Origin of the sequence: Idiomarina sp. 017G (genome assembly GCF_004362265.1) — a bacterium.
GTDB classification, from domain to species: domain Bacteria; phylum Pseudomonadota; class Gammaproteobacteria; order Enterobacterales; family Alteromonadaceae; genus Idiomarina; species Idiomarina loihiensis.
The window spans coordinates 975,785-998,105 of the sequence record NZ_SNWT01000001.1; the positions used below are offsets into that span (position 1 = coordinate 975,785).

The following is a 22,321-nucleotide window of genomic DNA, read 5'->3' on the forward strand; positions in this document are numbered from 1 at the left end:
TTCGGCTATGGTTGAGGCGCTAACCTCCTTTCATAAGTGCTGGATTTCTAAGGTACCTTTGCGAAACAAGGCTCTGATAGCTGCCCGCGAGGCCGTTAAAAACATCCACCAGGACGTCCTTGTTTTGGCTCATCAACCCGAAAATGGCCGCCCTCTGAATGATATGCCCGTCGAATTTAGAGAGTGGCTCATTGATTTTGGCCAGAGTGGCCATCTCGCACTGTACCGTTACGATGGTTTTGAAACGATCATCCTAGCAGTGCTTGCCGGTTCACTCTAAGATACCGATTGACAAAAGCAAACATGTTTCTCTAATTGAATCAGTGTACGAAGTACAGGCGATTCTTAAGTTTTTCTGCACTATAGAAATTATTGAAGGCTTTCAGTATTCAACTGCTAACGATACGTGTGAAAAGTTACGCAAAAAGATTGATGACTGCCAAGAATCGGCAATGAAAGAGTTGAAGAAGCGGTATAGAGCCTAAAAAATTAATTTTCATTGTCACTAACCTCTCTCATCCAGAGTTTAGTTTGCACATTCAAAAAATATCACCTATATACAAAATTCACATTAGAGTTAAACACTAAGCTTAAAATAGGAAGGTTAATTATGGCAGTAAAACACACACCAACCGGAGTTGTGCATCAAGGAAGTAAAGGCGGGAGAACTGGTTGCGGATTCAACACTAAAGAAAACTCAAGTCACTGGGTGAACTCACACGAAAAAATAAATTGTGACAAAAAAGGCTGTAAAAGCTAATTAAAGCACGGTGGAGCTACTACGCCTTCTCAGGAGCCCCTCGTTTATCCCATACCGTCTCATATGCCCGCGCGGAAGGCTTCATCAAGATAGTCCCCCCACCACTGCATCAATTCCCGACGGCGTTCCAAATACTGAGATCTATTGTAAGCACTGCGTATCTGGTTAGGGTCAGTATGCGCCAACGCAGATTCAATCAGATCAGGATCCTTCCCTTCTTCATTTAGAATAGTACTCGCCAAAGCTCTTAAACCGTGGCTAACGAGCTTATCTTTATAATCCATGCGTCGTATCGCCATATTCGCAGTTTGACTGTTTACATGCGTGTTAGGGTTCTTCATTGAAATGAAAATATGCTCTCTGTTACCGCTAATCTCTTTCATTTTATCCAGCACTTTTATGGCTTGCGTCGGTAGAGGAACAATGTGCTGACGTCGCTTTTTCATTCGTTCAGCCGGTATAATCCAATTAACCTCACCGTTATCTAACCTTTCAATTTCTTCCCACCTAGCGCCAGCAGCTTCAGATGGCCGAACCATCGTAAGTAACTGCCATTTAATTAAATGCCTAGTAACCTTACTGACGCTAGTGTTTTGGAGTTTATCCAAGAATACCGGTAGTTCATCCTTTCCTATTGTTGGTAAATGCTGCTTTTTGGGCGACTGAAAAGCTGCTTTCACTCCAGCTAGGGGATTAGCCTGGATAACACCAGTATTCGTGGCGAAGACCATGATTTCATTAACACGTTGAATAACACGCTTCACAGTTTCCAAGCGCCCCGACTTTTCTATCGGTTTAAGTACCTGGATAAACATCGGCGCAGTAATTTCATTTATCGGCTTTTTGCCTAAGTCTGGGAATACATGAAGCTCTAGTGATCGCCAAATGTCATCCGCATAATCATCCGTGACTTTGGTTTTCTTAGTTTCAAACCAATCTTCAGCAACTTTACGTAAAGTCGACTCTTGCTCAGTTCGCTGAGTCCGAATACTTTCATCTCTAGAAAGCTTAGGGTCTATGCCTTCAGCAACTTTTGCCCGAGCCTCTTCCGCTAAGCTTCTGGCCTTTTTTAGGCTAACCTCAGGGTACATCCCCAACCCCATATTCATACGTTTCTTTGTAACTGGATGCAGGTAATTAAAATTCCATAACTTTGAACCACTGGAAGCTCTAATGCGCAACTGAAGCCCCCCACCATCAGAAAAAACACAGTCTTTTTCCTTTGGCTTAGCTTTTTTTATTTGACTGTCGTTAAGCGGAGTCACAGGCCGTGGCATATCAAAATCTCCAATCGTTGTATTCCTGGATTGTATACCCATCGCTCAGGAATACAACCTGGAATACAAAAACGTTAGGCTTCCCTGGAATATCGTGAGATTACTTGAGAATCTAAAATAGCTTAAGAGGCTCTATGAAAGGGGCTCTAGGCATAAAAAAGGGCGCTACTGGAGCGCCCTGATTTAATAATGTGGTGGAGCTGGCGGGAGTTGAACCCGCGTCCGCAATACCTACATCCTCGGTCCTACATGCTTAGTCAGTCTTTTAGTTAATCAGTGTGACGCCGACTGACAGGCTTCACAACTGACGAGTCCGATTGGTTTTAACGCTTCAGCTCCGGACAAAGCCTCCACGCGAGTCTACATTAGTTTGAGCCATCCTGGTCCGGTCTCGCAGACAAAGCGCCGGGGGATGGGCTTAGCGGGTTATTAAGCCGCTAGAGCGTAGTTGTCGTCGTTTGCAACTATTAGGTTGAGGCTTTTTACGAGGCCTGCCTCACCTCGGCATGCACCTTGGGTTTCGTGTATCCCGTCGAATCCAGATCAGCCCCAAAGCTATTACTTACGTAACTTGTGTACTATAACTCAGACACCGCTTAAGTGCTATAAGTTCTGCACTCAAGCGGTTATTTATTGGACGCTAAGTCAGGTATTAAGCCGCCATATACAAAACTTTTTCAACCAGCTTACTAATGCCCTCTTCCGCATCCGGCAGGTTTTCAGCCAGCATATAGGCCGGTGTGGTCACTAACTGGTGCTTGTCATCCACTACAATATCGCGAACACCGCAGTTCACATGCTCGCCGCCCATTTTATTAATGGCGCTGGCAACTTCGCCGTCGCTACCAATGGTGACTTTCACACCCTTTCCGTATATGTGTGGCAACAATACAGGAGAAATGCACATATAGCCTGCTGGTTTCTTCGCCTCAACGAAGGCTTTACCAACTTTCAACACCTGGTCGTTTACCGTCATATCAGCACCTTTAACGGCAAAATCGCAGAAGTTTTTGGCAACACCAAAACCGCCCGGCAATATCAACGCATCAAACTCAGACGAATCTAAGTCGGTTAAAGGTTTTACTTCACCGCGGGTAATGCGCGCCGCCTCTTCCAGAACATTGCGCTTATCACCGCTTTCCTTACCCTTAAGGTGGTTAATGGTGTGCATTTGTTCAATGTCTGGTGCAAAGCATTCGTAGCTGGCTCCCTGCTTTGCTATGTGCAATAAGGTTAATACAGCTTCGTTCACTTCGGCTCCGTCAAAAACACCGGAGCCGGATAAAATAACTGCTACTTTTTTCATAGTCGAAACCTCCTGTCCGCTACTTAAAATTCGCTTTAATCCAGTTCAATGTGCGCGTCGTTTTCATCGCGCCACTTCCACTCATTTTCAAGTGTAGCGGTTGGTTGCAGCATGGCAAAATCGAGCTGACGTATTGGCTCGGAAGACTTAATGCGAATTGGAAAGTCCGGATTCGCTAATGACGTTTTAGCCATAGCAAGCAAAGCATTAGGATAATGCCCCGCGACATGCTCATAGTTTTTCTCGCTAATACCGCCATTTACAATTAACGGAATGTCCGAAAACTCCTGCACAATGTCGCCCAATGACTTATTACTGCCACCTTTAAATGGCTTACGCATTACGTCCGTATCTGTTGTGTGAATGTAATCCACACCGGCTTTCTCCATGGCCTTCACCACTTTTATCATGGCGTCCTCGCCTTCCGGCCACTGATAATCAGAGTCAGTCACGGTAATTTGGCTTAAACGCACACCGACAATGAAGTCGTCGCCTGCGGCGGATTTCGCGGCCTTAACCACTAATTCCAGAAAATGCATGCGTTTTGCCATGTCTCCGCCCCACTGATCAGGGCGCTGGTTAAAGTAGTCACTTAAAAACTCATTCAGTAAATACCCATTAGCTGCGTGCAACTCAACCCCGTCAAAACCTGCCTCTTTAGCCCGGTTTACGGCACCGACAAAACCGTTCATAACGGCATCAAAATCGGTTTCATCCATGGCTTTCACTTCAGGCCAGCCGTCGGTTTTGCCATACAAGTCCAGCGGTTCACCTTTAGGCTTTACTTCGCTGGGCGCAATGGGTGTGTCTGTGTATTCATTATGCTGGAACTGAGCGCCAGCATGCATCAACTGCATAATGAACTTGCAGTCATGTTTGTGTACTCGTTCGACAATTTCTTTCCAGGCGTCGGTTTGTGGTGCGTCGGTAATGCCCGGCTGATTTTCATACCCCTGGCTTGCCTGCCGGTCTGTGTATACGCCTTCGCTGATGATCATACTCCAACCACCTTTCGCGAAACGCTCGTAATACTCGCCCATTAACTCCGTTGGCTTGCCCTTCTTGTCGGCACTGGTTCGTGTCATGGGAGCCACAACAAAACGGTTTTCAAGCTTGTGGCCTTTTAATTCAAAATCATCAAATGCTGAACTCATACGGAATTCCTTTTTCATCTAATACTGTTATATGACTTTGAGCATAATTACGCAGAATTCAAGGGGAATTGATCACTTTGTTGTTAAATCAGCTGAAAGTACAACCGCTGCTTTTTGCTTACGACCACCGTAGCCAAAGGCTTTGCTGAAGGTACTTATAGGCACAGGTAAATACTGACGTTCGGTAGGAGATTCCCAGGGTAAAGTGTCGTAATCGGGGTCGTTTATGTAGATAAAGTCATCGTCGGCCGCGCAAATTAAGACCCAATGCGGTGCCCTAATACCGTCAAACTGATAAGTAGAGATAAGCACCATAACCAGACAGCCCTGGCTTAAGTCCTCTTTTATTAACGTCACGTCATAGTCGCGTACAACAATGGGAACACCATGTTTTTCCAGGTAGGTCATATCGGCCTGCTGTATGCGCTGCATAACCGTTTTTTTCTGCTCTTGACGAACCGAATCCACAAATAGTGGCTGGTCGGTATTCACTTCCACCCGAACTTTCAGGCCACGCTGAAACGCCGCCCGCGCCAGCCCATGAGGGCCACAGCCGCCGTGCCCGGAGGTCATATAAATGGTCGTCGCCTGACGCCAAATTTCCAGCTCTTCGGCTTGCGGGTCGCTACTGGGCCGGCCGAAGTAGTCCATAGCCATTAGCAGGCTTGCGGGGCCGCAGGTAAACTCCGTCGACTGGGTCAGCATAGGAACGTATTCTTCGGTTGCTCCCACGCCCGCATCTTCGCCCATTTCGTAACGAGGCAACAGTTTTTGCAGAACCAGAGCATCTGTCGATTGCGATGCAGAAGGCGGGAAATAGGCTTCGCGCAGCTCTATTGCACGGAAGCCTTCGCTGTTCATCAGCTGTTGCCCTACTGTATTAGAGGTTGCTACCTCGGTACGTAAAAACAGGGAGTGTCGTTCATCGGCCAGGTCTTCTGCAGCTTGCAACAAACGTCGACCATAGCCTTTACTACGATGTTCCTTTTCGACAACCAAAGCATAGAGTCGAGCCAGATTTGTATTATTTCGGTACAGGACAACGGTATAACCAATGACCTTTTCGTTCAGCAGTAACACCTGAAAATCGGCGCTAGGCGACTCAATAAACCGCCGAAAACTGCGCTTACTGATCGCATCTTCGGGGAAAGTGACAGCTTCTAGCGCCGCTACCGCGTCTAAATGCTCATTACGTGCCGGTTGAATACTGGCCATAAAATAAACCCCTTAATTTTACGCAGATTTTACGCCTAAAGACGCTTTCGGTATAGAGATTTTACGCCCTGCAGAATTACCCTTAGCAATAGAAAAAGTCGGTTCGTCGCATGAGGTAACAGTGAATCTAAAAGCAACGTTGCGCCTATTAACCTGGCCTATGATCTGGATTGCCTCAATTCAGTGTTTTTTTGGTTTGCTTTCGGTTTTTGTCTTTAGGGACAAAACCTTTACCGACTTTATTTATTCCTCTTTGCTCTGCCTTGTTCTCGCGCTCTTTCTATTCATACGCACTAATAACGGCGAGCAAAAGAAAATCTTTTTCCGCGAAGCCTTGGCGTTCGCTTCATTCACCTGGATTTTAATAGGCGTTCTGGGAGCATTACCCATTATGTCCGTTACCGGGGTTAGCTTTACCGACGCAGTATTTGAGTCGGTCAGCGCTATGACCACCACCGGTGCCACCATTCTCACCGGCCTTGATGAAATGCCCAAAAGCTTTTTACTGTACCGCCAGTTTCTGCAATGGATGGGCGGGCTCGGTATCGTGATTTTTGTAGTCGCCATTCTTCCCATGCTAAACGTGGGTGGCATGCGCCTGCTTAAGGCTGAAACTCCGGGTCCCATTAAAAATGAGAAGTTAGCACCACGTGTTGCGAGTACAAGCCGTTACCTCTGGTTAGTTTACCTGTGCCTGACAATAGGCTGTGCCGGCAGTTACTGGTTGGCCGGAATGTCTCCTTTCGATGCCATAGCCCATAGTCTGACGACCGTATCAACCGGCGGGTTTTCGCCCTACGACGCCAGTATGGGCCACTTTCAGCAACCAATTATTCTTATAGTTGCCGATGTGTTTATGATTCTGGGGGCTATCAGTTTTGCCCTGCACCATAAACTGTTTACAGCCAGAGCCATAAGTGGCTACTGGAAAGACGAGGAAACTCGCTGGTTTTTAATTGCATTGGCCGTTTTCAGCGTTATTCTTACCGCTCTGGCATTTAACGCTCAAACTCATCATTCCTTCGGGGAGTCTCTGAATCAGGCGGTTTTTCATGTCGTTTCCTTTATGACCAGTACCGGTTACGGTGCCGATGACCTTTCGGCGTGGCCTGCGGCTACGGCTGGTTTTTTAGTGGCAGCCAGTTACCTGGGCGGCTGCGCCGGGTCAACTGCCGGAGGCAACAAATTTGTCCGTAATGTCATTACCTTACGCATCCTGAAACACCAAATGCTGCAGGCCATCCACCCGCGTGCCATTCTGAAAGTGGTGTATCAGGGAAAAGCGGTGACTAACGACGTGATTCAGGCGGTAATGAGCTTTATGCTAATGGTCGCAATTAGTTCCATGGTGCTTACCCTCATACTGATGCTGACCGGGCTGGATTTTTTCTCGGCATTTACCGCCGTTTCGGCGTGTCTGAACGTACTTGGTCCGGGTTTTGGCGAAGTTTCCAGTAACTTTATTCCGGTATCAGACACCGGAACCTGGGTACTGACGTTAGCAATGATTTTAGGACGCCTTGAATACTTTACTTTGCTAACATTGTTACTTCCTCAATTCTGGCGGGACTAGCACATGAGATTAGAACATGAGTAAACAGCCCTGGTTAGGTTACCTGGCCTCCGTTGCCATCACCTGCACCGCGGCGGGTCTTGCTTACCTGCTCGATCACTGGTTATTGCCCACCTCCGGCACGGTACTCATTCTGCAACTGGCGGTGTTGCTTATTGCATTTTTAACCAATTTTCGCGCGGCACTACTTGCCGTTGTTCTGGCCTTGCTGCTGTTTAATTTTTTATTTACAGAACCGCGCTATTCGCTGCACATGACTGACATAGACGAAATGGTTACTGCAATTGTATTTATTGCCGTGGGCGTTATTACCAGCCACTTAGTCACCTTGTTCAGAAACCAAAAAGAAAGCTTACGTCAGGCCCAGCTGCGCTCAAACATTCTGCTATCGGTTTCACACGACCTGAGAACCCCGCTGGCCAGCGTCATTGGCAATTTAAGTACATTGCAGGCGTATCAGGAGCGTTTGCCGGAACAAGAACGGGCCGAGCTGTTACAGGGTGCGCTCGATGAGAGTGACCGCTTGCATCGTTATATTGAAAACCTGTTACAGGCTACCCGACTACAGCACGGCGAAATTCGTTTGACCCATGCAGTGCAGGATATTCGTCCGGTTATCAGTAAAACGCTTTCGCGCTTTGCTTCACAAGAACGGTTACTGGTTAAAGATAACCTGCAGCACGCTATGGTTGAGGTTCAGTCCTCGCTGCTGGAGCAGGCATTGTTTAATGTTATTGATAACGCGATGCGCTTTTCCGGCGAGACAGCGCCGGTTACTTTGTCACTGTCAGAAACCGACAAGTTCATTGTCATTGATATTAAAGATGAAGGCCCCGGCATAGAAACCAGTAAGCGCTCGCTTGTATTTAATGTTTTTTATTCGTCGCGCGAGAAAGACTCAGGCACTGGCGGAACCGGTCTGGGGCTGTCTGTTGCTAAAGGAATAATCGATATTCATAACGGCCACATAGGTATTGAAGAAAGTCCTGATGGCTGCCTTGTCCGAATTAAATTACCACGCGCCAACATCACAGAGGAAGTCTCATGAATGCACAAGCCCGCACCGACGGCCCCCGCATTTTAGTCATTGATGACGAACCACAGATACGACGCTTTATGCGGGCCTCTCTCACTGCCGAAGGTTATACCTACCTGGAAGCAGCGACAGCCGAGCAAGGGATAAAGCAGATTACCAGCCAGAACCCGCATTTGGTTATTCTGGACTTAGGTCTGCCTGACGCTGACGGCTATCAGGTCATGCGCCAGCTGCGCGAATGGAGTCAGGTGCCGGTATTGGTACTGACGGCGCGCGACGACGAACTGCAGAAAGTGAAACTGCTGGAAGGTGGTGCTAACGACTACCTGACCAAACCCTTTGGTATTCGGGAGCTTATGGCGCGTATTCATGTTTTATTACGCGACCTCTCCATTGAACAACCCACAGCCGAGGCTCAGCTTCGTTTTGGTGAGTTACTCATCGACCGCGAGCAACACAAAGTGTTTCTGCAAAACGAGATAGTTAACTTGTCCCGTAAAGAATACGCCTTACTGGACTTCTTAGTCAGCCACCCGCAAAAACTCGTTACTCAGCAACAGTTGCTGGAGAAAATTTGGGGCCAAACACACCAGGAAGACACCCACTATTTGCGTATTTTTGTCAGCCAGGTACGTAAAAAGCTCAAAGATGACCCGGCGCAGCCAAAGTATATAGAAACAGAACCCGGTGTCGGTTACCGGTTTATCGCAGAGAAATCCTGACACAATAAGGAGCCGCTTAAGCTACCTTTTCTGGCTTAAATCGTGTTAAACTTGCGCGCAAATTTTGCCAGTCGGGATTATTCTGTGAGCGATAAAAAACCTTCTTTAAGTTATAAAGACGCGGGCGTCGACATTGACGCTGGTAATGCATTGGTTGAACGTATTAAAGGCGTTACCAAGCGCACGCACCGGCCTGAAGTCATGGGTAACATTGGTGGGTTTGGTGCTCTGTGTGAAATTCCGGCGGGTTATAAACAGCCGGTTTTGGTGTCCGGCACCGACGGTGTAGGTACCAAGCTGCGTTTAGCCATAGACCTTAAGCGCCACCGCGGTGTGGGTATCGACTTGGTTGCCATGTGCGTCAACGACCTTATTGTACAGGGTGCTGAGCCGCTGTTTTTTCTCGACTATTATGCAACCGGCAAACTGGACGTAGACGTAGCAGCTGACGTGGTTGCCGGTATCGGCGACGGCTGTGAACAGTCGGGTTGTGCTCTTATTGGTGGGGAAACCGCAGAAATGCCAGGCATGTACGAAGGCGGCGATTATGACTTAGCCGGTTTCTGTACCGGTGTGGTGGAAAAGTCTGAAATTATTGACGGCACCAAAGTTGCCGACGGCGATGCCTTAATTGCTCTGGCTTCAAGCGGACCTCATTCAAATGGTTACTCGCTTATTCGCAAAATTATTGAAGTGAGCGGTGCCGATTTAGAGTCTCATCTGCAAGGCAAAACACTGGCTGATCATTTATTAGAACCTACCCGCATTTACGTTAAACCGGTTCTGGAGCTGATTAAACACGTACCTGTACATGCATTGTCACACATTACCGGTGGCGGCTTCTGGGAAAACATTCCACGCGTTTTACCGAAAGGCAGCAAAGCCGTTATTGATGGCAACAGCTGGGACTGGCCAGTTATTTTTGACTGGTTAAAAGAGAACGGCAATATCAGCATGAAAGAAATGTACCGCACCTTTAACTGTGGTGTGGGTATGGTTATTGCGGTACCCAACGAGCAAGCAGATAAAGCCATTCAAATTCTGACAGACGCCGGTGAAGACGCCTGGAAAATTGGCCGTATTGCAAACGCGGCTGAAGGCGAAGAGCAAGTCGACATTCTGGCCGACGAGACTCACTAATGAAACGTATTGTTGTACTAATTTCAGGTACCGGTAGTAATATGCAGGCCATTCAACAGGCCTGCGAAGATGAAAAAGTAACAGGTGAAATCGTTGCGGTTATTTCCAATAAAGCCTCGGCTAAAGGCCTGGAAAAAGCTGCTGCTAAAGGCATTGATACCGAGGTATTGAGTCATAAAGAGTTTGACTCTCGCGAGGCTTATGACGCCGAACTGAAGTCGCTGATTGACAGTTATCAGCCCGATTTAGTGGTTCTTGCTGGCTTTATGCGCATTCTGACGGGTGAGTTTACGCGCCACTACGAAGGCCGCATGTTCAACATTCACCCTTCTCTTCTTCCTAAATATAAAGGTGTGAATACGCACCAGCGGGCATTAGACGCGGGCGATACCGAACACGGCGTGAGTGTGCATTTTGTGACAGAAGAACTCGACGGTGGCCCAGTGGTATTGCAGGCTAAAGTACCTATTTTTGAGGGCGACACAGTGGAAGAAGTTCAGGCTCGCGTGCACGAGCAGGAACACCGTATTTATCCGCTGGTGGTTAACTGGTTTTGTCAGGAGCGTCTTAAGCTGCAAGGCGGTCGCGTTACACTAGACGGCGAAGTTCTGGGCGCTCAAGGCTACGCAACCGAATAATTGCGTAGCCTGACATTTATGTCAGGTCCAATGTCCAATATATTACCCAATACGTTAGATTTTAAGTTGGGTTCGATATATTACCTGATGCATTAGGTAATGCTTCTCGGTTTGATATCTCACCTGACATGAATGTCAGGCTACATAAATACCAATTACATAAAAACCAGATCACATAGACAAGCTTTTCAGCGACATGGTGGCCTGCTCGTCACCTTCTTTAAACTGTTTCATTTTCACCATCACGTAATTTAGCTCCGGCGCAAACCACAAAAAGGTCTGGCGCCGGTTATTATCCCTTATACGCCCGACTTTTATTGCTTCAACCTCACCGTAAGGCAACGACAACTCTTCTGTTGTCAGCACCTCAAAACGGTATTCGTCTTCTTGACCTTTTTCATCAACCAACCGGTACTTAAAAGTTTCAGCTCCGCTGGCCAAATCTACACGTAATTGTTCGGTCACATTGGCTTCATCAAATAACGCGTCTTCCCAGTTCACACCCAGCATGCGTCCGGTGTCCACATTACGAACCTTTTTCTCATTCGGTTTGAATTCACCATGAAAGGACTTATCCGATCCGGTGCCGGTTCTCATGTAAATAAATTCGCGAGGCTCCAACCGGCTATTCTCTTCATCCACAATAAATACTGAACGAGCTTCACGGGTGTCCGACAAAATAAACCAGGAAATATCCGACTTTGTTCGCAGTTGCCATTCGTCCTCCGGCGACACCTCAAGATAACGGTAACCTTCCCCATACTCGCTGTCACCACGCGTGATCACGTAGTCAGCCTGATACGGCTTCATTGATTGTTCGATGGGTTGCCCGGCTTTCTGCTGACTATCTGCAACAGCGGTATTCATTGCCAAGCCACTTAATAATACGCTGGATACCAGCCAACTGACGGTCCTTTTCACTTTCACTTCTCCCCTTCTGTTCACTACTGGACGTTTATATTGACAACAAAATTCAAACGCCCGTTCAATTTTTCCTTGAAAATATACTCCGGTTGATCTAACTTGCACAGTATCACTGGTCAGACCTCCAAATCGGAGTATTACATTATGAGTATTGCACTTTGGATTGTCGCTACTGTTATAGTCGCGGCTGCATTAATCTACAAACGAGCCAGCCTGGCTATGTTCAGCGCCGGTCTGGTTATTATGTTCGCTATTGGTAGCGCAATCGACATTGTTGGCCCGGTGCTTTGGGCTATTCTGGCAATTGTTCTGGTTCCGCTTAACATAGCGCCAATTCGTTTAAACCTGCTGACTAAGCCTATTCTTAGCGCATATCGCAAAGTAATGCCAGAAATGTCTGATACCGAGCGTGATGCACTGGAAGCCGGTACGGTCTGGTGGGACGGCGATTTATTCAGTGGTGACCCTGACTGGTCAAAACTTCATAAGGTACCTAAAGCCGAGTTAACGGCTGAAGAAAAAGCCTTTCTGGACGGGCCTTGTGAAGAAGTCTGCAAAATGCTGGACGACTGGGAAGTGACCCACGAATTAACGGACATGCCTGAGCACGTCTGGCAGTATCTTAAAGACGAGAAATTCTTCGCCATGATCATCAAGAAAGAGTACGGTGGTCTTGAATTCTCTGCCTACGCGCAGTCTCGTGTTTTACAGAAGCTTGCCGGTGTTAGCACGGTGCTGGCCTCAACCGTCGGCGTACCTAACTCATTAGGCCCGGGCGAATTGTTGCAGCATTATGGCACCAAAGAACAGCAAGACCATTACCTGCCACGCCTAGCCAGCGGTGACGAAATTCCATGTTTCGCACTAACCAGCCCGGAAGCCGGTTCTGACGCAGGCGCTATTCCTGACTCAGGTGTGGTGTGTAAAGGTGAGTGGAACGGCGAGGAAATTGTCGGTATTAAACTGAATTTCAATAAGCGCTATATTACCTTAGCACCAGTAGCTACTGTTTTAGGTCTGGCATTTAAAATGTACGACCCTGACAACCTTATTGGTGAAGAAGAAGAGCTGGGTATTACCTGTGCGCTTATTCCTCGTGACACCAAAGGCGTTGAAATTGGCCGCCGTCACTTCCCGCTGAACGTGCCATTCCAGAACGGCCCAATTCGCGGTAACGACGTATTCGTTCCATTAGATTACATTATTGGTGGACAGAAAATGGCTGGTAAGGGCTGGCGTATGCTGGTTGAATGTCTGTCAGTCGGCCGTTCAATTACCTTGCCTTCAAACAGTGCCGGTGGCATTAAACAAATGGCTCTGGCAACTGGTGCTTATTCACGCATCCGTCGTCAGTTCAAATTACCTATTGGTAAAATGGAAGGTGTTGAAGAGCCAATGGCTCGCATCGGTGGTAACGCGTACCTGATGGATGCGGTGACTATGTTATCCACCAAAGGTATTGATTTAGGCGAGAAGCCTGGCGTTATCGGTGCCATTGCGAAATACCACATGACTGAGAAGCTACGTGCTTGCATGGACGACGCTATGGACGTTCACGGTGGTAAAGGTATCTGTTTAGGCCCGAATAACTATCTTGGTCGTGGTTACCAGGGTGTTCCGGTCGCCATTACAGTAGAAGGCGCCAACATTCTTACCCGTAGTATGATGATATACGGTCAGGGCGCTATTCGTTGCCATCCATTTGTTTTGAAAGAAATGGAAGCCTCGGCTGAAAAAGGCCCGGATGCCTTGAAGAAATTTGATAAAGCCGTGTTTGGTCATATTGGCTTTGCCATCAGTAACTTTGTTCGTTCACTGTTCTATGGTTTTGGTGGTCACCGTCTGAGCTCTGTTCCGGCTAGCGACGAAACCCGTAAGTACTACCAGCAAATGAACCGCTTTAGTGCCAACATGGCGTTATTGTCAGACATTGCCATGGGTAAACTGGGTGGTAGCCTTAAACGTAAAGAGCGCGTTTCTGCGCGCTTAGGTGACATGCTCAGCTACTTGTACATCGGTTCTTGTGTACTGAAGCGTTATCATGACCAGGGTCGCATTAAAGAAGACTTGCCGTTAGTTCACTGGGCTATGCAGGATACTCTGCATAAGCTTCAGGAAGCGCAGCTGGAAATGCTGGCGAACTTTGGTGGTGTGGGTAGCTTCATGCGCGCCGTTATGTATCCGTTAGGCCGTATTGCTAAACGTCCTACAGATAAAAACGATCATGAAATTGCCCGTATGCTAATGTCACCAAACGACGTCCGTACACGTTTAGGTGAAGGCCAGTTCCTGAGCCCTGAAGGTCACTTTGGTTTCCTTGAAGAAACCCTGAAGAACGTGATTGCCGCAGAGCCACTGTACGACAAAGTTTGTAAAGCAGCCGGTAAACGCTTCAGCTTTACTCAATTAGACCAGCTGGCCGCTAAAGGTAAAGAGCTGGGTGTATTGAGTGACGACGAAGTTGCTCTGCTTGAGCGCACGGAAGTTGGTCGCCTGCGTACCATAAACGTTGATGACTTTGCTCCGGAAGATTTATTAGCCGGTCAGGCAGCATTCGATTATGCCCTGAAAAACCTTAAGAAAGATGAAGCTGCATAACAGCTGAAGGTTAACCTACAAACGGCGCCCCTGATTTCAGCGGCGCCGTTTTTTTATGCTAGAATCTTGCGCTGGTCTAAAACTTATAATAAAGGCGCGAGTTATGCAGTCTCCCAATAATGACTATAACGCTACCAGCAAACGAGGCTGGTTTACCCGTTTTCTCGATGGCGTTGAGTGGCTTGGTAACCTGTTACCCCACCCTATTACCCTATTCGCAGTTTTCTGCTTATTCATTATTTTCATTAGTGGCGTCGCTGCTTATTTTGGCGTCAGCGCAGTAGACCCCAGAGATGGTGAAACCGTTATTAAAGCCGTCAGCTTGCTTAATGCTGAGGGCATACAGCGCATTGTCACTAATCTGGTCACAAACTTTACCGGCTTCACGCCTTTAGGGACGGTGTTAGTTGCTCTTTTAGGTGTTGGCGTTGCTGAGCGTTCGGGCTTAATTTCTGCGGCTATGCGGGGACTGGTTATGAAAGCTCCGCCGCGTCTGGTAACCGTAACCATCGTCTTTGCCGGTGTTATTTCTAACACCGCAGCAGAACTGGGCTATGTTGTTCTGGTACCACTTGCGGCCATGATTTTTTACGGTCTGGGACGTCACCCGTTAGCCGGTTTGTCGGCCGCTTTTGCCGGGGTTTCCGCAGGCTACAGTGCCAACCTGCTAATTGGTACAGTAGACCCTTTACTGTCAGGTATTACCGAAGAAGCCGCTAAAATTATTGACCCGACCTATACCGTTGGCGCAGAAGCCAACTGGTACTTTATGATGGTCAGTACCTTCCTGATTGCGATTATGGGCGCGTTTATAACCGACAAAATTGTCGAACCCAAACTGGGTAAATACAACAAAGACGAAGCCTCTATTGATTTGTCCGATCAATCCTCAATGGACCCTCTGAACAAACAGGAAAAACGGGGATTAATTTACGCAGGATTAAGCGTTCTGGTTCTGGCCGGTATTCTGGCACTAACCGTTGTACCTGAGTGGGGTATTTTACGTCACCCGGAAACCGGTGATGTTAAAGGTTCGCCATTCCTGAAAGGCGTGGTTGTTTACATCTTCTTCTTTTTCGCCATTCCCGGCTTTGTCTATGGCCGCACGGTTGAGACCATGCGAAACGACCGCGATGTTATCGACGCGATGTCGCACAGCATGAGTACCATGGGTATGTATATTGTGCTGGTATTTTTTGCGGCGCAATTCGTTAACTTCTTTAAGTGGACTAATTTCGGGACTATTTTTGCCATTAATGGTGCAGAGTTCCTGACCAATATTGGCATGACCGGCCCTATCATTTTCCTGTTCTTCATTATGGTCTGCGGCTTTGTGAACCTGATGCTTGGCTCGGCTTCTGCACAGTGGGCTATTACCGCTCCTATTTTTGTGCCGATGCTGATGCTGGTTGGCTATTCGCCGGAAGTCATTCAGGCGGCGTACCGCATTGGTGACTCAGTCACCAATGTTATTACACCAATGATGAGTTACTTTGGCTTAATATTGGCCGTTGCGGCTCGTTACAAGAAGGATTTAGGTATTGGCACTCTGGTTGCCATGATGCTCCCTTATTCTATGTTCTTCTTTGTTGGCTGGTCGGTGCTTTTCTTCCTTTGGGTCTTTGTATTTGGATTCCCTGTAGGACCAGCCGCACCGACTTATTATAACTAAAAAGCTTATTCTGGCCGGCGCATTACGCGGTATGCAATTACCGCGAGTAAGCCGGCCACACCTATGACCCAGGCCATGGCGTAATCAGTGAATGAGCCAGCCTGACTCACTCCGGCAGAAACTAAACCAGCAATTAAAAACTGTAAGCTACCGGTTACTGCAGATGCCGAACCTGCGCGTTCTTTCTGTTCAGCCAAAGCCCCGGCCATAGCGTTCGGGAAAACCATGCCTAAAGTCGAAATATAGGCAAATAACGGCAGCAATATTCCCCAGAAGCCGGCATTAAAATACGCCATAACGCACATTACAATGGATACTACGGCCAATATCGGTAAAGAAACATTAAGGATCTTGCGTGAGGAGTGGTATTTCAGTAACCAGCCATTCAGCTGCGAAAAGCCAATAATACCAATAGCGTTTAATCCAAACAGCCAACTGTAGTGCATGGGCTCAAGACCAAAAACCTCAATAAACATTTTTGGCGAACCTGTGATGTAGGCAAACAACCCCGACTGAGCAATAGCACCCGTTAACGAGTAACGCAGGAATGAGGGATCTCGTAAAACCGCCCAGTAAGTGCTGCCGGTATTGCGCATACGCACGTCGTAACGGCGCCCGCGGGTTTCCGGCAAAACAAAGTGAATAGTCACAGCGGAGGCCACACCTAAACCGGCAACAATTAAGAACAGAGCACGCCATCCCATCCATTCGGTGACATAGGCACCAAACAGAGGCGCCAGAATAGGTGCAACCCCCATTACCAGTATCAGGAACGAAAACACGCGAGCTGAAGCCTGCGGGGTATACAAATCACGCACCACAGCGCGGGCAATAACAATACCGGCACAAGCCCCTATAGCCTGCAGGAAACGTAAAGCAATAAGCCACTGAATATCCGGCGCAAAGGCACAGCCAATGGATGTCACTACGTATATAGCCAAACCGATATACAGCGGGTTCTTACGCCCAAATTTATCGGTCGCTGTACCATAGAGCAGCTGCCCAATAAAAAGACCGAAGAAAAATGCCGTCAGCGACAGTTCAACGTGGTGTGTATCGGTCGCATAGTCCGACGCAATAGCGCTGAAAGCCGGCAGGTACATATCAATGGAAAGTGGCGCAAAGGCCGTCAATAACGCCAGAATAACAACAATAAAATCGAATCTGGCGTTATCGGAAACCGGGGCTGGCTCGAATGCTCGAGCCATTATTTATCTCCCACAGGAACATATGACTGCGTCGCAAATTCTTGCGGACGCTTCAAAACCTCCTGCTCTCTGGCATAATCCACCAGCGACTGGGCATAGTCTATTCCGGTATTACGGGCACGTCCGCGCTCACTAACACGGTAAAAGGTGTCATAACCGTCCTGACCGCCTGCAATAAAGCTGTTTGTCACCATCACGTAGGTTGCTCTGGCGGTCATTGGCTGCCAACTGCTGCTGCCTTTATCCCACACTTGCAGGTTAGACACACGACTGCCTTTTTCTTTGGTTAAGTCCACCGAATAACGAATACCGGCACCATAGGGATAAGCTCGGGTTGAGCCGCCATCAGAAATGGAATAGGCCAGTGCTTCTTCCATTGCCTGTTTGAACTCAGAGCCGCTCAGTTCTAGCTTAACCAGGGTATTCGCAAAAGGCAGTACATTGAAAGCGTCGCCCACGGTAAAGTCCCCCTGACTAATACCAGAGCGGACACCACCACCATTTTGAATAGCAAAGTCGGCTTCCGGCACTGAGTTCAGGAAAGCTTCAGCAACCAGACGATGAGCACCAGAACTCATAATGTCAGCACAACCATCGCGTCTCGGCAAGTCAATTTCCTGACTGCAAATTTGCTGTGGCGCCTGCGCCAGCACTTCGGCAGAAAACTCTTCAACTTTGCCTTGATACTCCTGCAACATGCTTTGCAGCTCAGCGTCAGGTTCAACAAAGCTGAAGACTTCACTTTCTTCCAGTGCGGTTTTAATCGGCTCGTAAGTTGTCACAATGCCGTCGCTGACCTGAATGTCTTCACTCAGAAGATAATGCGGACGCCCGCCGCACTCTGCAATTTTGTCACCTTCAAATACGGCCTGCATCTCGCCAACTACCAATGAATATTGATAAGCATGGCCAATACAAACTTTGTCGCCGTCGGCATTGGTCAGTTCGGTTGGATAAGGCCCGTCAGACTCCATACCAAAATCACTGAAATCGCCTAACAGCGTATGCGAATCACCACCAATAACAATATCCACGCCTGGCAACTGCTGCACCAGCTCTTTGTCCCGCTCGTATTGAATGTGCGTCAGCAGCACTATTTTCTCGATACCCTGCTGTTGAACTTCCGCGATATACTTGCGCGCCGTTTCCAACTCGTCTAAAAACTCAGTGGATTCATCAGGCTGCGATGACTTTTTGGTTTTACTGGCAATATCCAGACCTATAATGGCTATTTCTTCACCGCCACGTTCGACTATTGTGTAGGGCTGAAACATTTGCCATTCGCGGTCGGGGGTTAGAGCCGACTGCCCAACTTTTGGCTTAATATTTGCTCCAAGCTTCACGGTAGGACAGCTTTTGGTCCCCAATTCCTGCAGGAACTCGGCCAGTCCGGCATCGCCAGTATCAAACTCATGGTTACCAATAGTGAAGGCATCGAAACAAATGTTGTTCATCATGCGGGCGTCGGCTTCACTACCAAACAAGGTGAAATATAAGCTGCCTGTCAGGGCATCACCGGCATGCAATGTCAGTACATTTTCGTTAGCCGCGCGTAGCTTTTTGATTTGCGCGCCAACACGAGGGAAACCGCCGGCTTCCACTTGCCACTCCTGCTCTCCCCACACTAAGGTTTGCCGCTTGGCATCCAAATTAGAGTGGTGGTCGTCAATGTGCAGCAACGTCAATCGAAACTCATTGCTTTCAGGCTCCTGCGGAGCAGATGCGCAACTGATTAATAATGCAGAAACAGTGACAGCAGCCACACCCCGAACTATGCGTTTTAGATTAAACTCGCCTGTTTTCACCAGCTGTTCCTTTTAGTCTTTTATCAAACCAATTTCACGTAAGCGCTGCATTAGATAGTCATCAGCTGTAATAGGTTCATCTCGCTGAGGATTTTCATCTGAAATACAGCTTTCCAGCGGCGTGATCATCACATCCGGATTAAAATGTAAAAAGAAAGGTATTGAGTAACGCGACTTTTCATTAAATGGTGCCGGAGGATTAACCACCCGATGCGTTGTCGATGGCAGCACATGATTCGTTAAGCGCTGCAGCATGTCACCCACGTTACAAATAATAGCACCTTCAATAATCGTTACCGGCACCCAGGTGCCGTCTTTCGCCAGCACTTCCAACCCCGGTTCTCGCGACCCCACCAGGAGCGTCAGAACGTTGATGTCTTCATGCGCACCAGCACGAACCGATGGCGTATCTTCATCAATAATAGGTGGATAGTGTAAAGGCCGCAAAATTGAATTGCCGTTATTCACTTTGTTGCGGAAAAAGTCTTTCGGCTGCCCCAGATAAACGGACAGAGCTTCCAGCACCTGATTACCTAAGTTATCCAATGCTGCGTAAATAGCCAGCATATCGTCTTTAAATTTAGGCAGCTCTTGTGGCCAGACGTTTGGCAATAGTTGTGGGTATGCGGGCTCCCCTTCAACTTCACGACCCACATGCCAAAACTCTTTTAAGTCGACATGTTTCGCGTCTTTAGCCACTTCAGTACCAAAGGGCGTGTAGCCTCTGGCACCGCCCTGACCCGGGCGGTGATATTGTTTTTTTACATCTTCAGGTAATGCAAACAATTCACGACAGGTATCCAGTGCCCGTTCAATAAGCGCAGTATCGACGCCGTGCTGGGTTAAGGCAATAAAACCGTATTTTTCGTAACCATTACCGACATCTTGAGTAAAAGCATCAAAATCATTCTGATAACGGCGCATATCAACGTGCGGGATAGACTGCATGGTGAATTCCAACTTCCTGAAAGAGCTTAGTGAATAGGCCGTTATTGTATGAATTTTCGGGTTAAATCACAAGTTAGCAAGGAGCCGCTTAACCGGGTTAAAACCTTTACGGTGTATAGGACAAGGCCCGTGTTTTTCCAATAACTCCAAGTGTTTGGGAGTACCATAAGCCTTGTGTTTATCGAATTCATACTGTGGGTACAATTCATGCCACTTTAGCATCTGTCTGTCCCGCTCCACTTTCGCTAAAATTGAAGCAGCAGCAATGCATTGTTCGCTGGCATCGCCGCCAACAATGGCTTTTGCCGGAACCTTCAACTCCGGAACCCGGTTACCGTCCACCAGCACCATATCGGGTTTTACCGGAAGCGCTTCCACAGCTCGCTGCATGGCTTTCATCGACGCCCAGAGAATATTAATGGCTTCTATTTCGTCGGGGTCAGACTGAGCAATAGCCCAGTAAAGTGCCTTTTCTTTTATTTCCAGACTCAGTTTTTCACGCTTCTTCTCGCTCAGTTTTTTTGAGTCGTTAAGCCCTTCAATGGGATTGTCCGGATCTAAAATGACAGCCGCTGCCACAACCGGCCCGGCAATAGGCCCACGACCCGCTTCATCTGTACCACAAATCATTGACACTTTTTCACCTTGTTCGCTTTGTTCCACCTTACAATAATGGTTATGATACCTGCGCATAATAATTAGACCAATAAAATAACAACCAGGGGTTTCACCATGGCTCAATCTCCACAACCAGACCGTTCGCAAAAGGATAAGCCAGACAGTCTGTTAAATCGCCTTCTAGATGGCGTTGAAAAGGTCGGTAATAAACTGCCCGATCCGGCCGTCATGTTCTTTGGCTTATTAATCATTGTCTGGGTAATGTCGTGGCTGTTGTCCGGCGTGAGTTTTGATGAGAAACACCCGCTTACGGGTGACTCTATTGGCGTAATCAACTTATTAAGCGGCACCGAATTTGCGGCTTTTCTTGCCAATATGGTTGATACCTTTATGGGTTTTGCGCCCCCTGGGGGTTGTGCTGGTCGCTATGCTGGGTGTCGGTGTAGCCGAACGCTCGGGCTTTATTAATGTTGCCATAAAACTCATGTTGAACGTTACGCCGAAAATGTTGCTGACGCCGGTTTTGATTCTGGTTGCTATAGTCAGTCATACGGCAGTTGATGCCGGCTACGTTCTGGTTATTCCTTTAGGCGGTGTTATTTTCTACGCGGCCGGCAGACATCCGCTGGCGGGGATTGCTGCAGCCTTTGCTGGTGTTTCCGGCGGCTTCAGTGCCAACTTCGTACCTTCGGCAATAGACCCATTACTGCAGGGCTTTACTGAAAGTGCCGCGCAAATTATTGACGCCGACATGCAGTTGAATCCGCTGAACAACTATTACTTTACAGCCGCTTCGTCAATTGTCGTCGTTGCTATTGGCTGGTTCCTGACGGACAAAGTGGTTGAGCCCCGTTTACGTGGTGCCGAAATTGATGGTGACGCCGAAGATATGCCTGCGCTAGACGAAGTCTCCCCACGTGACCGCAAAGCGTTTTATGCTGGTGTAATCACCATGGCCGTAGGTTTGACTCTGTTATATTTCTCAGCAACGGCTGAAAATACTCCTTTGGCTGACCCGACAACCGGTGAATTGGCATCTTACTCAGCACCTCTTATGGGTATGATTGTACCGCTCATTTTCTTGCTGTTTATTATTCCGGGCATTGTTCACGGCTATGTTTCCGGTAACTTTACCAACTCGCAGGACGTTATCGGCGCAATGACTAAGTCAATGGAAGGCATGGCCTACTATATGGTTATGGCGTTCTTCTGTGCCTTATTCATAAAAGCGTTCGGAGACTCACAACTCGGCACGTTAATTTCCGTAAAAGGGGCTAACTTCCTGGCCAGCTTAGAGCTGTCCGGTGGAGTCACTATGGTGGGAATTGTGTTTCTGGTAGCTTTCATTAACTTATTTGTGGGTTCAGCATCGGCAAAATGGGCACTAATATCCCCTATTTTCGTTCCTATGCTAATGCAGTTAGGCTATTCACCCGACTTAACTCAGGCGGCGTATCGTGTAGGTGATTCATCCAGTAATATTATTACGCCGTTGTTGCCTTACTTCCCGCTGGTCGTTCTTTATTGTCAGCGTTATGTTAAAGGCACAGGTATAGGTACTTTAGTGGCAATGATGCTGCCCTATACTGTAGCGCTCTTAATACTATGGTCTGCCTTCCTTATTCTCTACTGGACTCTTGGCTTTCCTCTGGGTATCCAGGCAAATTACGTTTACCCTGCGGGCTAAATATCTGAATTTAAACTCGTATGAAAAACCAGTGAGTCAC

The 22,321-nt window shown here is 47.8% G+C and carries 17 protein-coding genes, 1 other RNA gene and 1 pseudogene; 9 read left to right on the plus strand and 10 right to left on the minus strand.

Annotated features, from left to right (window positions below):
* Positions 1–7: 7 nt before the first annotated feature.
* On the plus strand, positions 8–280 hold the full coding sequence (locus DEU30_RS04790) for a type II toxin-antitoxin system RelE/ParE family toxin (RefSeq protein WP_110013792.1): 273 nt from the start codon (positions 8–10) through the stop codon (positions 278–280).
* Positions 281–819: 539 nt separating this feature from the next.
* Here the strand turns inward: DEU30_RS04790 and DEU30_RS04795 are convergent.
* From DEU30_RS04795 to DEU30_RS04815, 5 genes are all read right to left on the minus strand, one after another.
* Entirely contained in the window at positions 820–2,037 is a 1,218-nt protein-coding gene (locus DEU30_RS04795; protein ID WP_110013793.1) for an integrase domain-containing protein, read from the minus strand.
* A gap of 192 nt (positions 2,038–2,229) precedes the next feature.
* Positions 2,230–2,588, minus strand: a transfer-messenger RNA (tmRNA) gene (gene ssrA, locus DEU30_RS04800).
* A 101-nt stretch (positions 2,589–2,689) separates the two neighbouring features.
* Positions 2,690–3,343: an isoprenoid biosynthesis glyoxalase ElbB gene (elbB, locus tag DEU30_RS04805; protein WP_114981127.1), complete on the minus strand. Its 654-nt coding sequence runs from the start codon at positions 3,341–3,343 to the stop codon at positions 2,690–2,692.
* A gap of 35 nt (positions 3,344–3,378) precedes the next feature.
* Positions 3,379–4,497 (minus strand): NADH:flavin oxidoreductase, encoded by a 1,119-nt coding sequence (locus DEU30_RS04810; protein WP_011234893.1) that lies wholly within the window; start codon positions 4,495–4,497, stop codon positions 3,379–3,381.
* A gap of 72 nt (positions 4,498–4,569) precedes the next feature.
* Entirely contained in the window at positions 4,570–5,712 is a 1,143-nt protein-coding gene (locus DEU30_RS04815) for a peptidase C39 family protein (RefSeq protein WP_011234894.1), read from the minus strand.
* Positions 5,713–5,833: 121 nt separating this feature from the next.
* Here DEU30_RS04815 and DEU30_RS04820 point away from each other — a divergent pair, with 121 nt between their 5' ends.
* The 5 genes from DEU30_RS04820 (at position 5,834) to purN (ending at position 10,821) form a co-directional block, all read left to right on the plus strand.
* Entirely contained in the window at positions 5,834–7,285 is a 1,452-nt protein-coding gene (locus DEU30_RS04820; RefSeq protein ID WP_016341364.1) for a TrkH family potassium uptake protein, read from the plus strand.
* Positions 7,286–7,301: 16 nt separating this feature from the next.
* Positions 7,302–8,333 carry a DUF4118 domain-containing protein gene (locus DEU30_RS04825; RefSeq protein WP_011234896.1) on the plus strand — a complete coding sequence of 344 codons (1,032 nt, stop codon included), beginning with the start codon at positions 7,302–7,304 and terminating at the stop codon, positions 8,331–8,333.
* Complete coding sequence (locus DEU30_RS04830; protein WP_011234897.1) at positions 8,330–9,043, plus strand: response regulator transcription factor; 714 nt, start codon at positions 8,330–8,332, stop codon at positions 9,041–9,043. Before DEU30_RS04825 ends, DEU30_RS04830 begins: the two co-directional genes overlap by 4 nt.
* An 84-nt stretch (positions 9,044–9,127) precedes the next feature.
* Positions 9,128–10,183, plus strand: coding sequence for a phosphoribosylformylglycinamidine cyclo-ligase (purM, locus tag DEU30_RS04835; RefSeq protein WP_011234898.1), 1,056 nt, complete (start codon positions 9,128–9,130; stop codon positions 10,181–10,183).
* A complete protein-coding gene (gene purN / locus DEU30_RS04840; RefSeq protein ID WP_011234899.1) occupies positions 10,183–10,821 on the plus strand; it encodes a phosphoribosylglycinamide formyltransferase in 639 nt (212 codons plus the stop codon). Before purM ends, purN begins: the two co-directional genes overlap by 1 nt.
* Before the next feature lie 171 nt (positions 10,822–10,992).
* Here purN and DEU30_RS04845 read toward each other — a convergent pair whose 3' ends face one another.
* A complete protein-coding gene (locus DEU30_RS04845) occupies positions 10,993–11,742 on the minus strand; it encodes a DUF3108 domain-containing protein (RefSeq protein ID WP_011234900.1) in 750 nt (249 codons plus the stop codon).
* Positions 11,743–11,889: 147 nt separating this feature from the next.
* Here DEU30_RS04845 and fadE point away from each other — a divergent pair, with 147 nt between their 5' ends.
* Both fadE and DEU30_RS04855 read left to right on the plus strand, forming a co-directional pair.
* Positions 11,890–14,343 (plus strand): acyl-CoA dehydrogenase FadE, encoded by a 2,454-nt coding sequence (fadE, locus tag DEU30_RS04850; protein ID WP_114981126.1) that lies wholly within the window; start codon positions 11,890–11,892, stop codon positions 14,341–14,343.
* A 103-nt stretch (positions 14,344–14,446) separates the two neighbouring features.
* Entirely contained in the window at positions 14,447–16,015 is a 1,569-nt protein-coding gene (locus DEU30_RS04855; RefSeq protein WP_114981125.1) for an AbgT family transporter, read from the plus strand.
* A gap of 5 nt (positions 16,016–16,020) precedes the next feature.
* Here DEU30_RS04855 and DEU30_RS04860 read toward each other — a convergent pair whose 3' ends face one another.
* The 4 genes from DEU30_RS04860 to rnhB form a co-directional block, all read right to left on the minus strand.
* Positions 16,021–17,223 carry a multidrug effflux MFS transporter gene (locus tag DEU30_RS04860; protein WP_011234903.1) on the minus strand — a complete coding sequence of 401 codons (1,203 nt, stop codon included), beginning with the start codon at positions 17,221–17,223 and terminating at the stop codon, positions 16,021–16,023.
* The gene (locus DEU30_RS04865) at positions 17,223–19,028 is read right to left on the minus strand and encodes a 5'-nucleotidase C-terminal domain-containing protein (RefSeq protein ID WP_011234904.1); all 1,806 of its coding nucleotides are present in this window, start codon (positions 19,026–19,028) and stop codon (positions 17,223–17,225) included. The genes DEU30_RS04860 and DEU30_RS04865 overlap by 1 nt, the downstream gene beginning before the upstream one ends.
* Before the next feature lie 12 nt (positions 19,029–19,040).
* The gene (locus tag DEU30_RS04870) at positions 19,041–19,976 is read right to left on the minus strand and encodes a 2-oxoglutarate and iron-dependent oxygenase domain-containing protein (RefSeq protein WP_011234905.1); all 936 of its coding nucleotides are present in this window, start codon (positions 19,974–19,976) and stop codon (positions 19,041–19,043) included.
* A 66-nt stretch (positions 19,977–20,042) separates the two neighbouring features.
* Positions 20,043–20,669 carry a ribonuclease HII gene (gene rnhB, locus DEU30_RS04875; RefSeq protein WP_114981632.1) on the minus strand — a complete coding sequence of 209 codons (627 nt, stop codon included), beginning with the start codon at positions 20,667–20,669 and terminating at the stop codon, positions 20,043–20,045.
* A 39-nt stretch (positions 20,670–20,708) separates the two neighbouring features.
* Here rnhB and DEU30_RS04880 point away from each other — a divergent pair.
* Positions 20,709–22,281, plus strand: a pseudogene (locus DEU30_RS04880) (AbgT family transporter).
* The last annotated feature ends 40 nt before the right edge of the window (positions 22,282–22,321 follow it).

Coding starts and splice junctions, on each gene's coding strand:
- rnhB (WP_114981632.1), bottom strand. CDS start 20,669: ATGCGCAGGTATCATAACCATTATTGTAAGGTGGAACAAAGCGAACAA.
- DEU30_RS04830 (WP_011234897.1), top strand. CDS start 8,330: ATGAATGCACAAGCCCGCACCGACGGCCCCCGCATTTTAGTCATTGAT.
- DEU30_RS04795 (WP_110013793.1), bottom strand. CDS start 2,037: ATGCCACGGCCTGTGACTCCGCTTAACGACAGTCAAATAAAAAAAGCT.
- DEU30_RS04810 (WP_011234893.1), bottom strand. CDS start 4,497: ATGAGTTCAGCATTTGATGATTTTGAATTAAAAGGCCACAAGCTTGAA.
- DEU30_RS04790 (WP_110013792.1), top strand. CDS start 8: ATGGTTGAGGCGCTAACCTCCTTTCATAAGTGCTGGATTTCTAAGGTA.
- DEU30_RS04825 (WP_011234896.1), top strand. CDS start 7,302: ATGAGTAAACAGCCCTGGTTAGGTTACCTGGCCTCCGTTGCCATCACC.
- DEU30_RS04855 (WP_114981125.1), top strand. CDS start 14,447: ATGCAGTCTCCCAATAATGACTATAACGCTACCAGCAAACGAGGCTGG.
- DEU30_RS04815 (WP_011234894.1), bottom strand. CDS start 5,712: ATGGCCAGTATTCAACCGGCACGTAATGAGCATTTAGACGCGGTAGCG.
- fadE (WP_114981126.1), top strand. CDS start 11,890: ATGAGTATTGCACTTTGGATTGTCGCTACTGTTATAGTCGCGGCTGCA.
- DEU30_RS04860 (WP_011234903.1), bottom strand. CDS start 17,223: ATGGCTCGAGCATTCGAGCCAGCCCCGGTTTCCGATAACGCCAGATTC.
- elbB (WP_114981127.1), bottom strand. CDS start 3,343: ATGAAAAAAGTAGCAGTTATTTTATCCGGCTCCGGTGTTTTTGACGGA.
- purN (WP_011234899.1), top strand. CDS start 10,183: ATGAAACGTATTGTTGTACTAATTTCAGGTACCGGTAGTAATATGCAG.
- DEU30_RS04870 (WP_011234905.1), bottom strand. CDS start 19,976: ATGCAGTCTATCCCGCACGTTGATATGCGCCGTTATCAGAATGATTTT.